Genomic DNA, 21,597 nt, shown 5'->3' with positions numbered 1-21,597 from the left:
ACGGTGGCTTAGGCAAGCCGGAGCTGCTCAAGGGAGAAACTCGCCGGGTTCGCTTCCCGCCGTATCGATCCCGAGCACCGGCTCGTCTACAGAGTGGCCGACAATGAACTGCAGATCATCGCCTGCCGTTATCACTACGAAGACTGAAAGCCAGGACAGTCGCCTTCGTTTCGGGTCAGACGAGGCCGCTTTGGTAGGCGATGACGACCCGTCCGGTGAGTGCGGCGAGGCGATCGGAGGCGGCGTGCTGTGCCGTGCGGCCCGCGGCGCCGATGAGCCGGCGCGTGATGCGCCGCGCTAGCAGCGCGTCGCCGGTCGCCACGACGCGGATGCCATGCAGCAGCTCACCCGCCCATCGTGCGAGTAAACCGGCGCGTGATCGACTTGATCGGACGTGAGCGCCGAGAGCGGGATCGGCCAGCACGATGAGTGACCCTGGACACCGCGATGGCGAATGGAATGGATCTCGACTGCGCGCTTGGCCTCGTCGATCCGGTAGATGATCCGATAGGTGAAGTCCTCCCGCGACTGACGCAGGTCCACAAGGGCTTCATCATCGGAGAGAAGGTCAAGTGTTTCTTGCATCGACTCGTACTCAGCCACCGAAATGAGCATTACGTCGGGCGCGGCGGTTGCGCGTGATCGTGAAATGGTCATGCTAACGAGCGACGCGGTCGGCCAGCTCGGCGATCCGAGCCTTTGCCTCGGTGATGGGGATGATCTCCATAGCGGCCACCATATCAACCGGTCTGAATTATGGCTCGAATTATGTCCCGACCGGGGTGGGAGGAAGCTCCCACCCCGGCTCACTGGGTCAGGACACGTTCAGTTCGGTGTCGTCGATGACGAACGAGGTCTGAAGCGACTGGTCCTCTGTGGCGTAGAAGCGCAGCAGGATCGTCTGGCCGGCGAACGCCGACAGGTTGACGGTCCGCTGGGTGTAGCCAGGTGCCGCGTTGAGGTTGGTGTAGGTGGCCAGGGTCGTGGTGGTGGAACCGACGATGACCTGCACACGCAGGCCGTCGAACGCGATCGGTTCATACTCGTCGGTGTCGATGTGTAGCCAGAAGCTCAGCGTGTACGACGAGCATCCGGCGGGCAGCGTCACCGACTGCTGGACGATGTCGTAGGTGCTGAAGCCATAGCCGACGAGCCACGCGTTCCAGGTGCCGCTGCGTGGCGGCTGGTAGGGGGCGTGCTGGCCGATGACATCGGGCGTCATCTGCCACACCGAGTGGCCGCTCTCGAAGCCGGGGTTGGCGAGCTTCTGCCCGGGGCTGGAGCAGCCGCCGGGGCCCGTGACCACGAGCGTGAACGTGGTGCTCTTGCTACCCGAGGCGGCCGTGCCGGTGATCGTGACGGGGTACGACCCGGGCGGGGTGGACGCCGACGTCTGGATGGTCAGCGTGGACGAGCCGCCCGACGTGACCGACGGCGGGTTGAACGACGCGGTGGCTCCGGACGGCAGGCCGCCCGCCGAGAACGTCACCGTCTGCGGCGAGCCCGATGTCGTTGCCGTGCTGACCGTCGCCGTGACCGAACCGCCCTGCGGGGTCGTGCCCGAGGCGGGCGACACCGCGATCGAGAAGTCGTTGCCGGGCGGGCCGTTGACGACGAACAGCAGCTTGTTGACCGAGCCCGAGCCCGGGTTGCCCACCACGTTGTTCGTCGCGTTGTTGAACAGCGAGTCGCGTACCTGCTGCGGGGTGAACGACGGGTTCTGCGCCAGCACGAGCGCCGCGGCGCCGGCCACGTGCGGCGAGGCCATCGACGTGCCGCTGATGGTGTTGGTGGCGGTGTCGCTGCCGATCCAGGCCGACGTGATGCTCACGCCGGGCGCGAAGATATCCAGGCACGTGCCGAAGTTGGAAAACGATGCCCGGTTGTCGCCCGAGTCGGTCGCCCCGACGGTGATCGCGTTGGGTGTGCTGGCGGGCGTGCGGGTGCAGGCGTCCGTGGACTCGTTGCCCGCCGCCACGGCATAGGACACGCCGTCGGCGATCGAGTTGGTGACGGCCGCGTTGAGTGCGGTGCCAGCGCCGCCGAGGCTCATGTTGGCGACGGCGAGCTCGCCCGGGTCGTGGTCGCCGGTCACCCAGTCGATGCCCGCGATGACCTGAGCGTTGGTGCCCGAGCCCTGGTTGTTGAGCACCCGGACGCCGACCAGCGTGACGCCCTTGGCCACGCCGAAGGCCGTGCCGCCGACCGTGCCGGCCACGTGTGTGCCGTGCCCGTGCCCGTCGTCGGCACTGCCGCCGTCGATGGCGTCGAACCCGGTGACTGCCCGCCCGCCGAAGTCGGTGTGGGTGAACCGGATTCCGGTGTCGATGACGTACACCCGCACGCCCGACCCGTTGGCTGGATAGGTGTAGCTGTTGTTCAGCGGGAGGTTGCGTTGGTCGATGCGATCCAAGCCCCACGACGGGACGGGGGTCTGCGTGTCGGCGAGCTTGACCGTGTGGTTCTGCTCCACGTACGCCACGGCTGGGTCTGACGCCAGCTGCCGCGCCTTGGCCTCGGTCGTGTTGATTTCGAAGCCGCGCAGTGCGTGCGAGTAGGTGTGCCGTGCCTTGCCGCCCACGCGGTTGGCGAGTTCGTTTGCCTTGCCGGCCACGGATAAGCGGCTCACCGCGGTGTCTTTGAACACCACGATGTAGCTGTCGGCGACGGCCGTCGGGCCGCCCGCCCGCAGGATGCCCCGCTTGCCCTTGGCTCTGGCGGTGTCCGAGACGCTCGACTTTGAGCCGTCCGGCTGGTCGGGGCGTGCCACAGCGGGCCCGCCGATGGTGGCGATGGTGAGGGTGAGCGCGGATGCGAGCGCGGTCAACCTGAGAATTCTCATTACATATTTATATGTACCGTTGGCCGCGCCGCCTATAGCTTAGGCAACATCGTCTTTGGGGCAGCGCTGGCGAAGATCATCGGCCATGGTCGCGAAGACCTCGGTCAACGTCTTGAGCTGCTCGTCGTCCATCCGGTCGATGAAGAACCGACGCACCTGCTCCACATGGTCGGGGGCGGCGCCCTTGATCTTCTCCCAGCCGTGGTCGGTCAGCACCGCGAACTGCCCGCGCCGGTCGCCCTGGCAGCTCTCCCGGCGCACCAGACCGGCCTTTTCCATGCGCGTGATCTGGTGCGACAGTCGGCTCTTCTCCAGCAGTGTCTTGTGCGCCAGCTCCCACATGCGCAGGCGCCGCTCGGGTGCCTCGGACAGGTGCACCAGCACCTCGTAGTCCGAGCTGGAGAGGCCGTGTTGACCGAAGCCCTTCTCCAGCTCGAGCGCGAGCAGCCGGTTGGCAGCGAGGTAGGCGCGCCAGGCGCGTTGCTCGTCCTCACTCAGCCAACGGGTCATGCACCTACTGTATTGGCTATTTACTGCTGTTCACACACTCGCATGGGCGAGACTCGGAGCACGTTCGATCAAAACGCGCTTACGCAGGTAACACCACCACGTGACGACCAGGCATGCGGCATACATCACGCCGAACCAGGTGAAGGCGGTGCTGATCCCGCCGGTCGCATTGATCGAGTCGCTGATGGCCCGCGGGAGGTAGAACCCACCGACCGCGCCGATCGCGCCCGCGAGGCCGAGTGTCGCCGCCGACTCCCGCTTGGCCGTGAGCAGGTCCGGCGACTTGGCCGCGAAGATCGCCGGGATCATGCGGTAGGTCGAGCCGTTGCCCGCGCCCGCGGCCGTGAACAGCAGCAGGAACGAGCCGATGAACAGGCCCATGCTCTTGGCCCCGACCGCCGAGACCACCCCGTAGGAGCCCAGACCCATGGCGACGAAGCAGAAGGCCGTGACCCGCGCGCCGCCAATCTTGTCGGACAGCCACCCGCCGATGGGCCGGGCCAGCGAGCCGATCAGCGGCCCGGTGAAGGCGAGCGTGATGGTCGCGGCCGCGCCGACCTTCCACACCGGCGCACCCGGGAACTGCAGTTTGAGCACGAGCGGGAATGCGGCCGAGTATCCGAGGAAGCTGCCGAAGGTACCGATGTAAAGAAAAGACATGATCCAGGTATGAGCGCGCTTGACCGTGGCGAACTGGGCGCGGAACGGGGCCTTCGCCACGCTCAGGTTGTTCATGAAGAAGTAGGCGCAGATCGCCGAGGTGATCACCAGCGGCACCCACATCAGCCCGCCGTAGACCAGCCCGGCCGACAGCACGAGCGGCACGAACAGCTGCATGGTCGAGATGCCCACGTTGCCGCCGGCCGCGTTGAACCCGAGCGCCGTGCCCTTCTCCCGCTCGGGGAAGAAGAACGAAATGTTGGTCATGGAGGAGGCGAAGTTGCCGCCGCCGAAGCCCGCGCTGGCCGCGCACAGCAGCACGACCCAGTAGGGCGGCCGGGCGGTGACCGCGAAGATCAGCCCGAACAGCGGGATCAGCAGGAGCAGCGCGCTGACGATGGTCCAGTTGCGGCCGCCGAATCGGGTCACCGCGAAGGTGTAGGGCAGGCGCATCAGTGCGCCGATCAGGTTGGGCAGCGCGACCAGCCAGAACTTCTGGTCCACGGTGAAGGGGAAGAGCGCGGGTGGCAACGCGATGACCACCACGCTCCAGAGGGTCCACACCGAGAAGCCCAGATGCTCGGCGAAGATCGAAAATATCAGGTTGCGCCGGGCGATCCGCCGCCCGGTCGTGGCCCAAAAGTCCGCGTTTTCCGGATCCCAGGTGGTGATGGTCATGTCGGGCAGGTTATGGATTGGTCGTTGCCGCCGTGTTCCGGCCGTGCTAACAGCGCGATGAAAACGGGCGCACCTTCCGGTCGAGTGGGCTGTGAGCTTGCACCCCGGTTTTGCCCTGGGGAACCTCCGGGGGTATCGTTGTCTGCTGTTGCGCTTGCGACCGCCATCTTCTATGTCCCAAACCGCCAGACCCATTGAGCAGACAAGGTAGACCTGTGCGTACGTTCAGCCCGAAGCCGGGTGACATCGAGCGTCAGTGGCACGTCATCGACGCTTCTGACGTCGTGCTGGGCCGGCTCGCCTCCCACGCCGCCACACTTCTGCGCGGCAAGCACAAGCCCATTTTCGCGCCGCACGTCGACACGGGCGACTTTGTGATTGTTGTCAATGCCGCCAAGGTGGCGCTGACCGGCAACAAGCGCGCGACCAAATTCGCCTACCGCCACTCCGGTTACCCGGGCGGTCTGAAGGCCGTCAGCTATGAGGACCTGCTGACCAAAAACCCGGCCCGTGCCATCGAGCTCGCGGTCAAGGGCATGATCCCCCACAACCGGCTGGGCCGCCAGGTGCTGTCCAAGCTGAAGGTTTACGCCGGTCCGGACCACCCGCACCAGGCGCAGCAGCCCAAGCCGTTCGAGATCAAGCAGATCGCGCAGTGAGCGAAGGAACATTGATGACGACTGACGTTACCGTCCCGTCCCCGGCGGAGGTGGCCGAGACCGCCGAGCTCGCGCCGACTCCTGCCGCCAAGCCCAAGGCCGCGCCCAAGTTCCGTGGTGAGCGTCCGATCCAGACGGTCGGCCGCCGCAAGGAGGCCATCGTCCGGGTGCGCCTCATCCCGGGCACTGGCAAGATCACCTGCAATGGCCGCGAGCTGGAGCAGTACTTCCCGAGCAAGGTCGCGCAGCAGTCGGTGCGCGAGCCGCTCGTCACCGCCGACAAGGGCGAGGTTCTCGACGTCATCGCCAACCTGCGCGGCGGCGGCATCACCGGCCAGGCCGGCGCGCTGCGCCTGGCCATCGCCCGCGCCCTGATCGAGCTCGACATCGACGACCGCCCGGCGCTGAAGAAGGCCGGTTTCCTCACGCGTGACGCGCGCGTCAAGGAGAGCAAGAAGTACGGTCTGAAGAAGGCCCGCAAGGCTCCGCAGTACTCGAAGCGTTGACCGTCTTACCCTCGGCCGGGTTGCCCTTTCACGAAACGGGTGGCCCGGCCGTTGTGCTCCCCGAGGAAGGTTTTGTGCCGGTGGGTCGTCTCTTCGGAACCGATGGCGTCAGGGGTCTTGCCAACGCCGACTTGAGCCCCGAGCTCGCGATGTCGATCGCGCTCGCGGCCGTGCGGACGCTGGTCGCCGCGGACAGCAGCCACACGCCGCTCGCGCTTGTCGGCCGCGATCCCCGGGCCAGCGGCGAGATGCTTGAGGCGGCGGTCGTGGCCGGGCTGGCCAGTGCCGGCGCCAACGTGGTGCGCGTCGGCATGCTCCCGACCCCGGGCGTCGCCTTCCTCACCGCCGAGGTCCGCGCGGACCTGGGCGTGATGGTGTCGGCAAGCCACAATCCCATGCCAGACAACGGGATTAAGCTGTTCGCGGCTGGCGGTCACAAGCTTCCCGATGATTTAGAAGATTCCATCGAGGGGTACCTGGGACAGCCCTGGGCCCGCCCGACGGGTTCAGGGGTGGGGCGCGTGCACGACCTCCTCGACGGTACGGAGCACTACCTTCGGCATCTCGTCAGCGCGACCCCGCACCGGCTTGACGGGCTCAAGGTCGTGCTCGACTGCGCCAACGGCGCGGCGAGCGACATCGGCCCGGCGGCGTTCGAGGAGCTGGGCGCTTCCGTTATCGCGATACACGCCGCTCCGGATGGGCTGAACATCAACGACGGGTGCGGCGCGACCCACCTGGACGAGGTCAAGCGGGCGGTCGTTGAGCATGGCGCAGACCTGGGCCTGGCGGTCGACGGTGACGCTGATCGATGCCTAGCGGTGGACGCGAGCGGGGCCGAGGTCGACGGGGACCAGCTGATGGCGATCCTCGCGCTGGCCATGCGCGAGGCCGGCACGCTCACCGACAACACGCTCGTGGCCACCGTGATGAGCAATCTCGGGCTGCGCATCGCCATGCGCGAGGCCGGCATCACGCTCGTCGAGGCGAAGGTGGGCGACCGCTACGTGCTGGAGGAGCTGCGGGCGCGCGGGCTGGCCCTGGGCGGCGAGCAGAGCGGGCACGTGGTGATGCCCGCATACGCCACGACCGGTGACGGCATCCTGACCGGTCTGGCCGTCGCGGCCCGCATGGCCGCCACGGGCAAGACCCTGGCGCAGCTCGCGGGCGTGGTCACGAAGCTGCCGCAGGTGCTCATCAACGTGAAGGTCGGCGACCGCGGCGTGGCCACGAGCCCGGCCGTGCTCGCGGCCGTCACGGTGGCCGAGGCCCAGCTGGGCGACACGGGCCGGGTCCTGCTCCGCCCCTCCGGCACCGAGCCGTTGGTCCGCGTGATGGTCGAGGCCGCGACCGCCGATGCCGCCCAGAAGATCGCGGAGGGTCTGGCCGCCGAGGTGCGGGCAGCCAGTCCCGCATAGGGTCATGAGCGCTTTTCGGTTCGGTTGAGCACCACGACATCCATCGCCGGCCAATTGCGGCTCGGATGCGTGGCGGCGACCCGACGCCACCCGACCCGCTCGTAGATCGCGCGGGTTTCGGCGGCCGGGTTGACCGTAAGCGCGGCAAACGGTTCGTGACGACCGTCCAAAAGGGACTGCATCAGCGTGCGGCCGACACCCTTGCCACGGTGTTTGGGCACGACCGCCCATTCCAGCACCGCGAACTTCTCAACCGCTTTGATTTCAGCGGGGGCAGGCTGGTCGGTATTGCGGAACCACCCGCCGGAAGGCATGGCAAAACCCATCGGCGAAGCCCATCGGCTCATCTCGGCAATGCGCGACAATCATCGTGAAACCTGGACGTGATGACTCGTCGCTGACCCAGCCCGCGAACTTGCGCGCGATCTCCGGGCCTCGTTGTATGGCGGGGGTTTTTCGGCGCACCGGCGTAAGCGCCGCGCCCTGCCAAGCGTTTCCGCAGCTTCCGGCGCTCGGGTGAAACGCGAACACGACGATCCTCTGACACTCCCTATGGCGGTGCCGAGAACACCCTGGCGTAAACGGGTTCAGCCTTTCGGCGGTGAACAGCGCTCGTGGTAGCGCTCAAGGCTTGCCCACGAAAGTGAAGGTACAAATGGCCGCGCCGCTCTTGGGCTCGACCTTCTTGCGCTCCTGACCGTCGATGAGGATGCGGCAGCTCTTGACGGTCGTGTCCTTGCCGCGTGGGACGGCCGACACGAGGAGGCCGAAGTTGTCGTCATTGACGACGATCTCCTTGGTCCAGGGCAGCTGCGCGTTCTCGCTGTCCTGGCCGCCCGTGCCCCGGGCCCAGTTGAGCAGTGCCTCACCGCTGCCCTCGACCTCGTAGCGGACGGTGTGCGAGCCGGCCTGTGCGGCGGGCGGCAGGGCCTCGCCGGTGGGGAGCTGGTCGAGGATCTCGTTGGTCTTCTTCTCGGCCCACCAGCCCAACGCCCAGACGCCCACGCCGCAGCCGACGCAGACAAGCACGACGACGCCCAGGATGATGCCGATGATCAGACCGGTGTTCGATTTCTTCGGCGTGGGTGGGGGAGGGACGGGGGCGTAGGTCATGGCCGGGATCGTAGGTGGATCACGGCGGTGGGCGCTCTGGCCTGTCGGATAACTGATCGTGCCGGAAGTGCGCAATGTCTCTGCTCAAAAGTTTGGCTTTCACGCATGGGGTTTGCGCGATATGGTGCGTGCATGTGTGGGATCGTGGGTTACACCGGTTCGCAGGAAGCCATTCAGGTCGTGCTCGATGGGCTGCGCCGGCTCGAATACCGCGGCTATGACTCCGCAGGTGTGGCGGTTTTGTCAGAGGGTCCGCTCAGAGTCGCGAAGAAGGCGGGCAAGCTTTCCAACCTGGAAAAGGAGGTTGTCGCCGCGGCGGATGGCTTCACCGGCACGACCGGGATCGGGCACACGAGGTGGGCAACCCACGGTGGTCCGACCGACCGCAACGCGCACCCGCACATGTCGGCCGACGGCCGGGTCGCGGTCATCCACAACGGCATCATCGAAAACTTCGCCAAGCTGCGCGCCTCGCTTGAGTCCTCCGGCATCGAGTTCACCAGCGACACGGACACCGAGTGCGTGGCGCATCTGCTGGCGCTGGAGCTCACCGCCGCCGGAGGCGATCTGGCCGAGGCGATGCGCCTGGTCTGCCGCCGGCTCGAGGGGGCTTTTACGTTGCTGGCGGTCGATACCGGTACCCCCGGGAAGGTTGTCGGAGCACGGAGAAACTCGCCGTTGGTGGTCGGTCGCGGACAGGGCGAAAATTTCCTGGCCAGCGATGTCAGCGCGTTCATCGCGCACACGCGAGACGCGATCGAGCTCGGTCAGGACCAGGTGGTGCTGATCACGGCCGATTCCATCGAGATAACAGACTTCCTGGGGGTGCCGGCCCAGGGCCGCGATTTCCATGTTGACTGGGACCTGTCCGCGGCCGAGAAGGGCGGCCACGACTGGTTCATGCTCAAGGAGATCGGCGAGCAGCCGCACGCGGTCGACGCCACGCTGCTCGGCCGGGTCGGCGAGCACGGCGAGATCCTGCTGGACGAGGTGCGCCTGACGGATCAGGATCTGCGCGACGTCGACAAGATCTTCATCATCGCGTGCGGCACGGCCTATCACGCGGGGCTCGTGGCGAAATATGCCATCGAGCACTGGACGCGCATCCCGTGCGAGGTGGAGCTGGCCAGCGAGTTCCGCTATCGCGATCCCGTGCTCGACCGGTCCACATTGGTCATCGCCGTCTCGCAGTCGGGCGAGACCATGGACACGCTGATGGCTCTGCGCCACGCGAAGGAGCAGAAGGCGCGCGTGCTGGCCATCTGCAATACGAACGGCTCGACCATCCCGCGGGAGTCGGATGCGGTGCTGTATACGCACGGTGGGCCGGAGATCGCGGTCGCGTCGACGAAGGCGTTCCTGACCCAGCTGGCGGCGTGCTTCCTGGTCGGGCTGCACCTGGCTCAGGTGCGCGGCGTGAAGTACGCCGACGAGGTCGGCGCGGTGGTCGACCAGCTTCGGGCCATGCCGGCGGCGATCGCGCAGGTGCTGTCCACAATGGACGATGTGCGGGCGCTCGCCCGGTCGCTTGCCCACCAGAAGACGTTCATCTTCCTCGGCAGGCACGTGGGATACCCGGTGGCATTGGAAGGGGCTTTGAAGCTCAAGGAGCTGGCCTACGTGCACGCCGAGGGGTTCGCGGCCGGGGAGATGAAGCACGGGCCGATCGCGGTCATCGAGGAGGGCACGCCGGTCGTGTGTGTCGTGCCTTCGCCGGCCGGGCGGGGAGTGCTGCACGACAAGATAGTGAGCAACATCCAGGAGGTGCGGGCGCGTGGCGCGTACACGATAGTAATCGCGGAGGAAGGCGACGAAGCCGTTGTGCCGTATGCGAATCACCTCATCCGCGTCCCGCGCACGCCCACGTTGCTGGCGCCGTTCGTGACGACCGTGCCGCTGCAGGTGCTCGCCGCCGAGATCGCCGACGCACTGGGGCACGACGTTGACCAGCCGCGCAACCTCGCCAAATCGGTGACGGTGGAATAGCAGCCGAAACGTTTCGTAGGATGGGCCAGACCGCGTCCGGGCCGAAAGGCCCGCGAGGAGGGATGGCCGCGAAATGCCGGGAGATGCCACCGCGCGCCGAGGGCGGCGGCGCGGTGAGCTGACGGTTGCGGCCATCGCGCGGCTGGCCGGTGTCTCGCCTCCCACGGTGTCGAGGGTGCTCAACGGCAGGTCGGGCGTTGCCACGGAAACCCGGCGGCGGATCGAGGAGCTGCTGCGCGAGCACCAGTACCAGCGGCCGCCCATGGTGGTCCCGTCGTCGGGCGTGGAGGTCGTCTTCTACCACGTGCTGACCCACATCGCGGTCGAGATCATGCGCGGTGCGCAGGACGTGGTGAGCGGGCAGGATCTCAGTGTGGGCTTCACCGATCTGCTGGCTTCTCCCTCCACGGAAAGGTCGTGGGTCGAGCAGATGCTCGCCCGGCGGCCGGTGGGGGTCATCGCCGTGCATCCGCACTTCACCGCGCAACAGGTGGCGCAGCTGGCGGCGGGCGGGATCCCTTTGGTGGCACTGGATCCCGCCGGGCAGCCCGAGCATGAGACGCCATCGGTGGGCGCGGCGAACTGGAGCGGTGCGGTCGCCGCGACGCGTCACCTGCTCAGCCTGGGTCATAGGCGGATCAGTGTGATCGGCGGCCCGGGTGTCTATCTGCATGCGCGCGAGCGGCTGGAGGCGTGCCGTGCCGCGATGGAGACCGCCGGGGTCCATATGGATCCGCGACTCGTCCGGAATGGACAGTATTCCTTCGAGGACGGCGTGGCCCTGGGGCGCGAGCTGCTGAGCCTGCCCGACCCGCCCACGGCCGTGCTGTGCGGCAACGATCTGCAGGCGCTCGGCGTTTATGAGGCCGCGCGTCAGGCTGGACTGCGCATCCCGGATGACCTCAGCGTGGTCGGGTTCGATGACATCGACAACGTGAACTGGGTTGGCCCGCCGCTGACCACGGTGCGGCAGCCGTTCCGCGAGATGGGCGCGGCGGCCGCCGACCTGCTGCTCACGCTCATTGCCGGGCAGACTCCCCCGCAGATTCGCGTCGAGCTGCCGACCACGCTTGTTGTGCGTGGAAGCACGGCACCGCCGAGGCACTGATCCTCCATGATCCGCGACCGGCGCTCCGAGACGCCGTCAACGTGGAGCGGTTGGAGCTCACAGACCCTGACCGCCACCCTGCAGCCGCTGTGGAGCGATTGACAAAGTTTGGACGCCAAACTTAGTCTGCTGACATCAACATTCGTCATTCGCTGCGCGGCGGCGTTCCCGGGCTGCCGCCGCTAGCGCCGTAGCTCCAGCGAGGAAACATCATGACGGTTAAGCAAGTCCCGCGCTCTGCCCGGTGGAGGGCGAGCCTGATCGCCGGCGGCGTTGCCGTCCTCGTGGCCGGTGCCGGGCTCACCATCGGCGGCAATGCCTATGCGGCGGCCGGATGCCGGGTCGCCTATTCGGTACCAAATCAATGGCCCGGTGGCTTTTCGGCAAACGTTGAGATCACCAACCTCGGCGACCCCATCAACGGCTGGAATCTGGTGTGGACGTTCGCCAACGGGCAGCGCATCACCAACATCTGGAGCGCCACGCACACCCAACCGGCGGCCACGGTCACGGCCACGAACATGTCCTACAACGCGTCGATCCCGACCAATGGCAAGGTCTCGTTCGGCTTCAACGGTTCCTGGTCGGGCAGCAACACCAACCCGACATCGTTCACGCTCAACGGCACGACGTGTGACGGCAATGTGGGCTCGCCATCGCCGAGCACGCCGCCGTCGTCCAGCCCGCCTCCCTCCAGCCCGCCCCCGGTAGGCAACCCAATGCAGGTGGTGGCGGCGATGCAGCCCGGGTGGAACCTGGGGAACTCGTTGGACTCGACGGGTTCCGATGAGACGTCGTGGGGCAATCCGCGGATCACGCAGGCGCTGATCAACAATGTGAAGACCCAAGGCTTCAAGAGCATCCGGATTCCGGTGACGTGGGGTCAGCATCAGGGCGGCGCACCCGGCTACACGGTCGAGACCGCGTACATGAACCGGGTCAAGGAGGTCGTGGACTGGGCGCTGGCCGCCGACCTGTATGTGCTGCTCAACGTGCATCACGATTCGTGGCAGTGGGTCAACAACATGCCCGGCGACCGCACCAACGTGCTGAACCGGTTCAACGCGTTGTGGACGCAGATCGCGGCGACGTTCCGTAATTCGTCGTCGAAGTTGTTGTTGGAGAGCATCAACGAGCCGCAGTTCACCGGGAGTTCGGGTGAGCAGCAGGAGTTCCAGTTGCTCGACGAGCTCAACCGGTCGTTCCATCGGATCGTGCGCCAGTCGGGTGGGAACAACGCGTCTCGGTTGCTGGTGTTGCCTTCGTTGCACACGTCGGAGGAACAGGCGCCGCTGGACTCGCTGGCGGCCACCATCACCGCGCTCAACGACCGTAACCTGGTGGCTACGGTGCACAACTACGGTTTCTGGCCGTTCAGTGTGAACGTGGCCGGCTACACCCGGTACAACGCTGAGGTGCAAAATGATCTGACGGCTCGTTTTGACCGGGTCTACAACACGTTCATCTCCCGCAACATCCCGGTGATTTTGGGTGAGTACGGGTTGCTGGGTTTCGACCGGCACACCGGTACGGTGCAGCAGGGAGAGAAGCTCAAGTTCTTCGAGTACTTCGGGTATTACGCGCGGCAGCGTCGGATCACGACGATGTGGTGGGACAACGGGCAGCATTTGGGCCGGACGTCGTTCCAGTGGTCGGATCCGGAGCTGTTCAACCAGATCAAGTCCAGCTGGACGGTGCGTTCGGGGACGGCGTCTTCCGACCAGGTGTTCAACGTGCGGTCGCAGTCGATCACGGCCAAATCGCTCACGCTGAACCTCAACGGCACCACCCTGACCGCGGTGCGGCAGGGGTCGACCAACCTGGCCCAAGGCAGCGACTACACGGTGTCGGGCAGCCAGCTCACCTTCACGGCGGCGGCGCTGACCCGGCTGTCGGGCAGCCGTGCCTACGGCGTGAACGCGACGGTGCATTTGGTGTTCTCGCAGGGCGTGCCGTGGCGGGTGAACATCATGACCTATGACGTGCCGCAGCTGCAGAACGTTTCGGGTTCCACGAGCGGGTTGGCGATTCCGGCGACGTTCCGGGGTGATGTGTTGGCCACGATGGAGGCCAAGTATGCCGATGGCAGCAATGCGGGGCCGCACAATTGGACGTCGTTTAAGGAGTTTGATGTGACGTTCGCGCCGAATTACAGCGCGGGCAACATCACGTTGACGACGGCGTTTTTCAATGAGGTGAACGATGGTGCGCGGGTGACGTTGACCTTCCACTTCTGGTCGGGTGCCACGGTCACCTACTACGTGACCAAGAACGGCATCTCCGTCACCGGCTCCACCACGTAAACGCAACCAACCGCCCGCCCACCAAATCGGTGGGCGGGCGGCACTTAGGCCTTCGAATAGCACGTGGGATCTGCGACCTGACGGTAGACCGACTCGCGGATCCAGTGGCACCAAAGCTTCTTGTCCTTGATCTCCAGCCGCGAGCGGTTACCACGCCACGCGGAGACCTCGGGGCGAGCTTCGGTCTTCGAGGCCACAAACTCCAGCGCGTATTGCATGTCGGTATCGGTGGAGAACAGAATGCCGACGTCGTATCGCTTCAGAAGCGCCATGGCAGTGAAGTCCACCGCCAACGCGACGTCGATTCCCTTCTCCTGGGGTCGCGTGCCGGGCGGGCAACGATCGGGCCAGCCGCGCGGATATTTCAAGGGGCGGGCGATCACTTCAACAATAGGCGACGCGGACCAGGGCAATGAAAAGCCCCGCCAGTGAGAGCTAAGCTCCGACGGCGGGGAACATTGATACCGAGTAAACCAGATCCGGCGAGCCGCCGGCAACCGTGTTGGTCATCAGGCCTCCCCGTTTGTGGCTTACGAATGAGCAAATTACATCGACTAGGTCGATGTGTCAAGCGGTGCCGATGGTGGCGATTTTGGCGAGGGTGTCCAGGGCCGGGTTGTCGGGGCGGAAGTAGCCGGAGTGGCCCATGGGGGCAGACTCGAACCGCTGCGCGCCGAAGCGAGGACTGTCTGGGTCGCGACCGAGAAGGAAGCCGGGCACGAGGCGGATGGGGTCGTTGCGGGCGGTGCTGGCCCACACCTGCGACGGGTCGCGGAGGTCGGATGCGGTGGGCACACCCATGCCCGGCGAACCGAGGGCCACGATGTCGTCGGCGATGAGATCGCCCTCGCGCTCCGCGAGACCCACGACAACCGAACCGTAGGAGTGGCCGATGATGGTGCGCTGTCCAATCTCACCGGTGTGATTGGCCTCCAGCCCGGCCTGAAAGCGGCGCAAGGCCTCCGCACCCTCGCGCGCGGACTTCAGCAGGACGGCATCGGCGAAGTCGGGCGCGTCGTAGTCGAGCCACATCACGACCGCGGTGTCGGGCCCAGCCCGCTCGCGCAGCGCCACGGCCCGTTCGAGCTCGCCCGCGCTATCGTGTAGCGAGCTGCCCATGCCCGGCACATACGTCACGATATTGCGCGCCGTGTCGGGATCGCCGAAGGAGACGACCAACCGCCCATCGCCCTCCTCGGAATACGAAAGCAGCAGCGCATCCGAACGGTCGAGAAACGGGATGCCGCCCGGATAGCGCTCGCGGTTGAGCCGGTCGCGTTCCTGCGCCGGCAACAGGTCGAGCGGAGGTTCGGGGCAGAGCCCGATCAGTTGCCGGAGGCGGGCGCAGGCGGCCGCTGCGGCGGTGCCTGACCACGCCGGCTCGAGCTCCGCTAGACACGCCCGCAGCGCGGGCAGGTGCACGGGCGGGCGATCGGCGATGGCATCGAGGCGATCCGCCACGCGGGCAAGGACTTCTGGTTCGACAACGAGTGTTCGCACGGCAATACAGTCTGGACTCCCGTATCCATGAACACACCACTGTGGATAACGTCCTGTGGATAACCGCGATAGGGTCACTTCCGTGATTGTGTCGGTGGGCAACGACGTGGTCCTTGTCGAACGGTTCACTGCGGCCCTGAAGCGCACGCCGCTGCTGGCCGAGCGCCTGTTCACGGAGGCGGAGCGGCGGACGCGCTCGGGCAATCCCCGTTCGCCGGAGTCGCTCGCGGCCCGCTTCGCGGCGAAGGAGGCCGTGGCCAAGGCGCTGGGCGCGCCGAGCGGGCTGCACTGGCACGATTGCGAGATTGTCGTCGATCCGGATGGGCGGCCGTGGCTGACCGTGTCCGGTTCGGTGGCCGCCGCGGCCGCCGATCGTGGGATTGAGCGGTGGCATCTTTCGCTTTCCCACGATGGCGGGATCGCGTCGGCCGTCGTGATTGCGGAGGCCGGCGTATGAGGTCCGTGTATCGCGCGGGTGAGGTCCGGACCGCCGAGGAGCTGTTGATGCGTACCGTGCCCGACGGCACGCTGATGCAGCGTGCCGCCTTCGGGCTGGCCAGGAGGGCGGCGCTCAGCCTTGAACGGGTTTCCGGCTCGCGGGTCGTGCTGCTTGTGGGGCCGGGCAACAACGGCGGCGACGCGCTGTTTGCCGGTGCGCTGCTGGCCGGGCGCGGAGCGGCCGTGTCGGCGTTGCTCTCCGATCCTGCGCGAGCGCATCAGCAGGGGCTCCGCGCGCTTTTGGCCCGCGGCGGGCGGGTGCTCACCGCGTACCCTCAAAAGATTGATTTGATTATTGACGGGCTGCTGGGCATTGGCGCCACTGGACCGTTGCGCGGCACGGCACTGTCTCTTGTGGAGGATGTACCGGAGGGCGTGCCCATAGTCGCGGTCGATATCCCGTCGGGCGTGGAAGTGGACACGGGAGACGTGCCGGGCACGGCCGTCCGGGCTGACGTCACCGTGACGTTTGGCTGCCTCAAACCCGCGCTCGTGGTCGGGCCGGCAGTGGCGCATGCGGGCCAGGTCGAGCTGGTCGACATCGGGCTCGGGCCGTGGCTGCGCGGCAGTCCCGCCCTGCACATCGCCGACGCCATGGACATCAAGGCGTGGTGGCCTCGCCCGCACATCGATTCGGATAAGTACACGCGTGGTGTGGTGGGGCTGGCGACCGGATCGGCGGACTATCCGGGGGCTGCGCTGCTTTCGGTGGCGGGCGCGCTGGTGGGGCCCGCCGGGTTGGTGCGCTATGCGGGCGGCGCGCACGAAATGGTGGTCGCGGCCCATCCCTCGGTGGTGACGGCCCCGCGCGTCGCCGATGCGAAGCGGGTGCAGGCTTGGGTGTGCGGGAGCGGCCTGGGCATGACCCCTGAAGCGGGTGCTGAGCTGCGATCGGTGCTGGCCTCACCGGTGCCGGTGGTGCTCGACGCCGACGCGATAACGATGCTTGTCGACGGATCGATGGCCGGGGAGCTGCGCCGGCGTGACGCGCCCACCATCCTGACCCCGCACGACCGGGAGTTTGCCCGCCTGGCCGGCGAGTCGCCGGGCCCGGACCGGGTGGGCGCGGCGCTCAAGCTGGCCACGTGGACACGGGCGACCGTCGTGCTCAAGGGATACCGGACGATCATCGCGTCGCCGGGTGGGGAGGCGTGGGTCAACCCGACCGGCACACCCGATCTCGCCACGGGCGGCACCGGGGATGTGCTCGGTGGCCTGCTCGGTTCGCTGCTCGCATCGGGTCTGTCCCCGGTGCGCGCGGCGGTCATGGCCACATACGTGCATGGCCAGGCGGGGCGGCTGGCGGCCGAGGGCGGTCCGGTGACAGCGGTCGATGTGGCCTCCGCTTTGCGCGCTGTCATAAAGGGGCTTGCCGCGGAAGGCGCCGGCTGACAGCGGCCGCTGTGGCACACGCGCGGCCATAGAGGGCTTGCCGCGGAGGGTGCCAGCTGACAGCGGCCGCTGTGGGCTCCTGCTACAGGGGTGCTAGTTGACCATGAAGTCAGCGTCGCGACACACCGTCGAACCGACTTAAGTTCATGATCAACGCGAAAGGAACGCCAGCAGGTGGGCGGCCTCCTCGTCGACCGCGCTGCGCTCTGATTTGGAGAGAGGGCGGAAGGGGTCCAGGTGCAGGTCACCGTCCGAATAGGACCATGTGCCTGCCACGAAGCCGTTGACCACGAACATTGGCACACCGCCGGAGGCGCCGCGGGCGATGCGCTGGCGGTCGTCCTCGCTGATCACCCGTGTGCGGTCCTTGTGGCCCTGCAAAGCGTTGTCGAACGCGGGCAGGAATCGGACCGGGGCAGGCTCGTCGCCGGTGGCCAGCGGCGCGTCGGGCAGGTCGTACAGCTTCGTGCCCGACTCGCTTTTATACACCCGCAGATCGAGCCCCTCGACGACCTCGCGCAGCCGGGTGAGCCCCGACCACGCTTGCAGGTCCATCACGCTCGCCGGGCCGAACGAGGCCAGGTAGCGCAACGCCAGCTCGTGCAGCTGCGCCTTGAGCATGGGCCGGCCGAGCCATGATGCCGCCAGCGCGACCGTGATTTCGGCCGGATGCCGCGACGGCCCCCACAGCGAAGCCGGCGGCGTGTGCACCATCGGCTCCACGAGCTCGACCGTGTCGGCGAGCCGCCCGCTGTGGTGGCCCGGGAAACGCTCGCCCAGCAGCTTGCCGAAAGCCCTGCGCGGCAACGCCTGGTCGCCGAGGATGTCGCGTCCCACCGCCGCGACCTTGTACGGATCAAGTCCCTCGATTTCCTTGGCGTAGAACGGATGTTTGAGCGCCACCGTGATGACCGGCTCGACGCTCGGCCGCAGCCACACGAAGTCGTCGCCCGCCGCCAGGTGCTGGGTGCGGCGCATCATCGTGGACCGCACGACCACCCGATCCGTGATGAGCGCCGTCAGCGCGTCCCGCGTGAACCCTTCGAGCCGCGACCACAGCCCGATGTAGGGCCCATTGGGGAACTGTGCCTGCATCGCGACCAGATGCCGGATCGTGTCCAGTGGAGTCTCCGCCACCCGCGACAGCAGGTATTGCCGTTGGAGCAGGGTGCGGTTGAGGATCCGCTGCGAAAGGGTAATCACCGCAACGACTCCACCCGCGTATCCCAGTCGCCCCCGTGGCCAACCAGCTCCACGAGGCGGGTGTCGTCATCGCGGCGCTCGATTCGTACCTCCAAATAGGAATCCGACAGCCGCTCGACCTTGCCGGAACCCCATTCCACCACGGTGACAGAATCTTCCACCGACGCGTCCAGATCCAGGTCGTCGATTTCGAATCCCTGCAGGCGATAGGCGTCGACGTGTACCAGCGGCAGCGGCCCGCGGTGCACCCGTGCGATCACGAAGGTCGGCGAGGTGACCTCACCGCTGACACCGAGCCCCGTCCCGATCCCTTGCGTGAGCGCGGTTTTGCCGGCGCCCAGCGGCCCGTTGAGGATGACCAGATCCCCGGCGCGCAGCACGCTCGCCAGCCGCCGTCCAAACGCGACGGTATCCTCCACAGTGGGCAGTGTTTTCACCATTGCTCCAAGAACTCTTTGATCGCCTCGTTCACCTCGTCGGCGCATTCGAGCATGACGACGTGTCCGCTGTTGGGGATTTTGACATAGCGGGCGCGTGGCAGCAGGCGCGCGATCTCCTCCGAGTGCGCCAGCGGCGTGATCATGTCTTTCTCGCCCGAGATCAACAGTACCGGCAACTCCTCAAGCGTGCGTAGCGCCGGATAGCGGGCATGCGAATATAGCGTGCGCATATAGCGGGCGACCGTGTCGGTGCTCGTGCGCGAGTTCATCCGCTCCACGTAGGACACCAGTGCGGGCGACGGTTTCTCGCTGCCGAAACCATATCGGCGGGTGAGTAGCCACGCCAGGTCCGTGCTCGCCTTGCGTGCCTTGTCGATCATCCCGCCGGTAAGCCGCGAGGCGCCATTGACTATGGTCATCATGGGCGGTGCGGCCCGCCCGATCAGCTTGGGCAGCCCGAACAGCTGCGCGCCGTCGATCTGCCCGCCCGACGTGGCGATCAGTATCACGCCGCTGACACGCTCGGTGAACAGTGACGGGTGCTGTTCTGCCGCGGCCATGATTGTCATGCCGCCCATCGAGTGTCCGATGAGGACGATGTCTCCCGAGGGGACCGCCGCCTTGATCACGTCATACAGCGCGTCGCCCAGTGCCGGAAGCTCGTATTCGCCCTCGCGCAGCGAGCTCGAATACCCATGCCCCGGCTGGTCGTAAAACACCATCCGGTAGGAGCCGAGCTCGTCGAGCATCTTGCGCTGGAAGTGGAATGTGCCCTGGTCGAGGCAGAACCCGTGCACGAACACCAGAGTCGGCTTGCCCTCAACCGGGTTGAGCGGCTCCACCACCTCCACGTGCAGCTCGATCCCATCGGTCGTCGTCACGGTCATGGTCTCGTCATAGGGCAGCATGCCGAACGGTTCTTCCCCATACGGGTCGTCGCCGCCACGCCCGCGCTTGATGATCAGGCGCTCGACCGCAACCCCAGCCGCCACACCGGCCGCGGCCACGCCGACGACCGTGCCGATCAGCCCGGCGCGGCGCTTGCGATGGTTGACGGGCGGATCAGGCGATGCCAATGTGCGTCCTCTGCACCCGCCCGCTGCCCATGCGGGTCACGATCTCATAGGAGATCGTGTCGATGGCGCGCGCCCAGTCCTCGGCCGTGGGCTCGCCGCGCTCGCCCGAGCCGAACAGGACGACCTCGTCGCCGTCGCTCACCTCGGCGTCGCCCACATCGACCACGAACTGGTCCATGCACACCCGTCCGGCGATCCGGTAGCGGGCGCCGTTGATCTGGACCGGCCCGATGTTGGAGGCATGCCGCGGCACCCCGTCGGCGTAGCCGATCGGCACGAGTGCGACCGTCGTGGCGCGCGGGGTGATGTAGGTGTACCCGTACGACACGCCCTCGCCCTCGGCCAGGCGCTTGGTGTGGATGACGCGGGCGCGGGCGGTCATCGCGGGCTTCAGCCGGAGTGTTGTATCGACCGGAGGCAATCCATAAAGCGCGATCCCGACCCGTACCAGATCGAAATGGGTATCGGGCCGGGTCAGCAGCGCCGCCGAGTTGGCCAGGTGGCGCACCCGCGGCGCGAGGCCAGCGCGCTTGGCCGCCTCAAGCGCCTCGTGGAACAGCTTGAGCTGCCGGTCGACCGAGTCGTGGCCGGGCGAGTCTGCGTTGGCCAGATGGCTCCAGACGCCGACGACATCGATCAAACCCTCCGCCTGTGCCGCCGCCGCGGTTTCCAGCAAAGCGGCCCAGTCGGTAGCGGCGGCGCCCCCTCGGCTCAGGCCCGTGTCGATTTTCAGGTGGGTACCGGCCGTGAGCCCGGTGGCTCGTGCGACCTCGATCACGGCCGTCAGCTGAGAGTGGCTCGACACCCCGAGATCGACCCGCTGCCCGATCGCGGCTCCAAGCGGCTGCCCGGGGAGCCACAGCCAGGCCAGCATGGGCGCCTCGATGCCCGCCTCGCGCAGGTGCGCCGCCTCGCCCAGCGTGCACACGCCGAGCCAGGTTGCCCCGCCCGCGAGCGCGGCGCGAGCCGACTCGACCGCGCCGTGCCCGTAGCCGTCGGCCTTCACCACGGCCATGATCTCCGCGCTCGTGGCGGCCTTGAGCAGGTCGGCATTGTCCCGGATCGCCCCGAGATCGATCTCCAGCTCGGCCTGCCACATGCTCCCAACATTACAGATCGCCGCGCGGTCGGCAGGTTAGGCTTAATCACGTGCTCGTGCTCGCCATTGATACCGCCACCCCCGCGATCAGTGCGGCCCTCGCCGAGGTCGGGGAGTCTGGCGTGCGCATGCTGGGGGAACGCGTGACCGTTGATGGGCGCGCCCACGCCGAGCGGCTCACCCCGCAGATCGCGAGCCTGCTCGCGGAGGCGGGCGTCAAGCCGCGTGACCTGGGCGCGCTGGCGGCAGGGGTCGGGCCGGGCCCGTTCACCGGGCTGCGGGTCGGCCTGATGACCGCCGCCACGATGGCCGGGACCCTGGGCGTGCCGGTCTACGGGGTGTCCACTTTGGACGTGCTGGGAGCATTTGGCAAGGGTCGCGTGCTGGCCGCCACGGACGCGCGGCGGCGCGAGGTCTACTGGGCGGTGTATGAGGACGGCGTGCGCACCGACCTGGGCCCGGCTGTGGACAAGCCCTCTTCGATCACGTCGTTGCTCGCCGAGCGTGGCGTGCTGTCCGGGGTGGGCGAGGGCGCCGCGAAATACGCCGACGTGCTCGGCCTGGTTCCTCCCGCCCCCCAGCCCTCCGGGCCCGCCCCCCTTGCCG

22 protein-coding genes and 1 pseudogene are annotated in these 21,597 nt (G+C 67.2%); 10 read left to right on the top strand and 13 right to left on the bottom strand.

What is annotated here, in order from left to right; genetic code table 11:
* Positions 1 to 63 precede the first annotated feature (63 nt).
* Entirely contained in the window at positions 64 to 147 is an 84-nt protein-coding gene (locus DM816_RS45850) for a type II toxin-antitoxin system YoeB family toxin (RefSeq protein WP_425455252.1), read from the top strand.
* Between the two features lie 28 nt (positions 148 to 175).
* On the opposite strand, the gene DM816_RS42710 is transcribed toward DM816_RS45850, so the two are convergent.
* From DM816_RS42710 to DM816_RS19020, 5 genes and pseudogenes are all read right to left on the bottom strand, one after another.
* Entirely contained in the window at positions 176 to 322 is a 147-nt protein-coding gene (locus DM816_RS42710) for a hypothetical protein (protein ID WP_246002039.1), read from the bottom strand.
* Between the two features lie 122 nt (positions 323 to 444).
* Positions 445 to 727 (bottom strand): annotated as a pseudogene (locus DM816_RS45525) (type II toxin-antitoxin system prevent-host-death family antitoxin); the annotation flags it as partial.
* Positions 728 to 814: 87 nt separating this feature from the next.
* On the bottom strand, positions 815 to 2,842 hold the full coding sequence (locus DM816_RS19030; RefSeq protein WP_117211596.1) for a S8 family peptidase: 2,028 nt from the start codon (positions 2,840 to 2,842) through the stop codon (positions 815 to 817).
* Between the two features lie 39 nt (positions 2,843 to 2,881).
* Positions 2,882 to 3,352 carry a MarR family winged helix-turn-helix transcriptional regulator gene (locus DM816_RS19025; RefSeq protein WP_117211595.1) on the bottom strand — a complete coding sequence of 157 codons (471 nt, stop codon included), beginning with the start codon at positions 3,350 to 3,352 and terminating at the stop codon, positions 2,882 to 2,884.
* Between the two features lie 30 nt (positions 3,353 to 3,382).
* Positions 3,383 to 4,690: an MFS transporter gene (locus DM816_RS19020; RefSeq protein WP_117211594.1), complete on the bottom strand. Its 1,308-nt coding sequence runs from the start codon at positions 4,688 to 4,690 to the stop codon at positions 3,383 to 3,385.
* 215 nt (positions 4,691 to 4,905) lie between these two features.
* On the opposite strand from DM816_RS19020, the gene rplM reads away from it, so the two are divergent.
* The 3 genes from rplM (at position 4,906) to glmM (ending at position 7,273) form a co-directional block, all read left to right on the top strand.
* Complete coding sequence (rplM, locus tag DM816_RS19015; RefSeq protein ID WP_117211593.1) at positions 4,906 to 5,349, top strand: 50S ribosomal protein L13; 444 nt, start codon at positions 4,906 to 4,908, stop codon at positions 5,347 to 5,349.
* Positions 5,350 to 5,363: 14 nt separating this feature from the next.
* Positions 5,364 to 5,855 (top strand): 30S ribosomal protein S9, encoded by a 492-nt coding sequence (gene rpsI, locus DM816_RS19010; protein WP_117211592.1) that lies wholly within the window; start codon positions 5,364 to 5,366, stop codon positions 5,853 to 5,855.
* Between the two features lie 80 nt (positions 5,856 to 5,935).
* Entirely contained in the window at positions 5,936 to 7,273 is a 1,338-nt protein-coding gene (gene glmM, locus DM816_RS19005; RefSeq protein ID WP_117211609.1) for a phosphoglucosamine mutase, read from the top strand.
* A gap of 2 nt (positions 7,274 to 7,275) precedes the next feature.
* On the opposite strand, the gene DM816_RS19000 is transcribed toward glmM, so the two are convergent.
* Both DM816_RS19000 and DM816_RS18995 read right to left on the bottom strand, forming a co-directional pair.
* Positions 7,276 to 7,638 (bottom strand): GNAT family N-acetyltransferase, encoded by a 363-nt coding sequence (locus DM816_RS19000; protein ID WP_162907623.1) that lies wholly within the window; start codon positions 7,636 to 7,638, stop codon positions 7,276 to 7,278.
* 259 nt (positions 7,639 to 7,897) lie between these two features.
* The gene (locus tag DM816_RS18995) at positions 7,898 to 8,386 is read right to left on the bottom strand and encodes an MmpS family transport accessory protein (RefSeq protein ID WP_117211590.1); all 489 of its coding nucleotides are present in this window, start codon (positions 8,384 to 8,386) and stop codon (positions 7,898 to 7,900) included.
* 132 nt (positions 8,387 to 8,518) lie between these two features.
* Here DM816_RS18995 and glmS point away from each other — a divergent pair, with 132 nt between their 5' ends.
* From glmS to DM816_RS18980, 3 genes are all read left to right on the top strand, one after another.
* Complete coding sequence (gene glmS, locus DM816_RS18990; protein WP_117211589.1) at positions 8,519 to 10,372, top strand: glutamine--fructose-6-phosphate transaminase (isomerizing); 1,854 nt, start codon at positions 8,519 to 8,521, stop codon at positions 10,370 to 10,372.
* Positions 10,373 to 10,445: 73 nt separating this feature from the next.
* Entirely contained in the window at positions 10,446 to 11,480 is a 1,035-nt protein-coding gene (locus DM816_RS18985; RefSeq protein WP_117211588.1) for a LacI family DNA-binding transcriptional regulator, read from the top strand.
* Positions 11,481 to 11,692: 212 nt separating this feature from the next.
* Positions 11,693 to 13,783 (top strand): cellulase family glycosylhydrolase, encoded by a 2,091-nt coding sequence (locus DM816_RS18980; protein WP_117211587.1) that lies wholly within the window; start codon positions 11,693 to 11,695, stop codon positions 13,781 to 13,783.
* A gap of 44 nt (positions 13,784 to 13,827) precedes the next feature.
* Here the strand turns inward: DM816_RS18980 and DM816_RS18975 are convergent, their stop codons facing one another.
* Entirely contained in the window at positions 13,828 to 14,166 is a 339-nt protein-coding gene (locus DM816_RS18975; protein WP_211588766.1) for a PIN domain-containing protein, read from the bottom strand.
* A gap of 184 nt (positions 14,167 to 14,350) precedes the next feature.
* Positions 14,351 to 15,283 carry an alpha/beta hydrolase gene (locus DM816_RS18970; protein WP_162907622.1) on the bottom strand — a complete coding sequence of 311 codons (933 nt, stop codon included), beginning with the start codon at positions 15,281 to 15,283 and terminating at the stop codon, positions 14,351 to 14,353.
* A gap of 82 nt (positions 15,284 to 15,365) precedes the next feature.
* Here DM816_RS18970 and DM816_RS18965 point away from each other — a divergent pair, with 82 nt between their 5' ends.
* Together DM816_RS18965 and DM816_RS18960 are read left to right on the top strand one after the other, a co-directional pair.
* Positions 15,366 to 15,740: a holo-ACP synthase gene (locus DM816_RS18965; RefSeq protein WP_117211585.1), complete on the top strand. Its 375-nt coding sequence runs from the start codon at positions 15,366 to 15,368 to the stop codon at positions 15,738 to 15,740.
* The gene (locus tag DM816_RS18960; RefSeq protein WP_117211584.1) at positions 15,737 to 17,173 is read left to right on the top strand and encodes an NAD(P)H-hydrate dehydratase; all 1,437 of its coding nucleotides are present in this window, start codon (positions 15,737 to 15,739) and stop codon (positions 17,171 to 17,173) included. Before DM816_RS18965 ends, DM816_RS18960 begins: the two co-directional genes overlap by 4 nt.
* A gap of 150 nt (positions 17,174 to 17,323) precedes the next feature.
* Here the strand turns inward: DM816_RS18960 and DM816_RS18955 are convergent, their stop codons facing one another.
* The 4 genes from DM816_RS18955 to alr are packed head-to-tail and all read right to left on the bottom strand — an operon-like array spanning position 17,324 to position 20,991.
* Positions 17,324 to 18,376, bottom strand: coding sequence for a winged helix DNA-binding domain-containing protein (locus DM816_RS18955; RefSeq protein WP_117211583.1), 1,053 nt, complete (start codon positions 18,374 to 18,376; stop codon positions 17,324 to 17,326).
* Positions 18,373 to 18,816: a tRNA (adenosine(37)-N6)-threonylcarbamoyltransferase complex ATPase subunit type 1 TsaE gene (gene tsaE / locus DM816_RS18950; RefSeq protein WP_117211582.1), complete on the bottom strand. Its 444-nt coding sequence runs from the start codon at positions 18,814 to 18,816 to the stop codon at positions 18,373 to 18,375. Before tsaE ends, DM816_RS18955 begins: the two co-directional genes overlap by 4 nt.
* Positions 18,810 to 19,892 (bottom strand): alpha/beta fold hydrolase, encoded by a 1,083-nt coding sequence (locus DM816_RS18945; protein ID WP_117211581.1) that lies wholly within the window; start codon positions 19,890 to 19,892, stop codon positions 18,810 to 18,812. Before DM816_RS18945 ends, tsaE begins: the two co-directional genes overlap by 7 nt.
* Positions 19,879 to 20,991 carry an alanine racemase gene (gene alr / locus DM816_RS18940; protein ID WP_117211580.1) on the bottom strand — a complete coding sequence of 371 codons (1,113 nt, stop codon included), beginning with the start codon at positions 20,989 to 20,991 and terminating at the stop codon, positions 19,879 to 19,881. Before alr ends, DM816_RS18945 begins: the two co-directional genes overlap by 14 nt.
* Before the next feature lie 50 nt (positions 20,992 to 21,041).
* On the opposite strand from alr, the gene tsaB reads away from it, so the two are divergent.
* On the top strand, positions 21,042 to 21,597 hold a 556-nt coding region (tsaB, locus tag DM816_RS18935; RefSeq protein WP_117211579.1), incomplete at its 3' end, for a tRNA (adenosine(37)-N6)-threonylcarbamoyltransferase complex dimerization subunit type 1 TsaB.

The sequence above is a fragment of the Allorhizocola rhizosphaerae genome (assembly GCF_003426775.1).
Classification (GTDB): Bacteria; Actinomycetota; Actinomycetes; order Mycobacteriales; family Micromonosporaceae; genus Allorhizocola; species Allorhizocola rhizosphaerae.
Note: the sequence above shows the minus strand (reverse complement) of the source record. Positions and strands in the feature narration are given on the sequence as shown.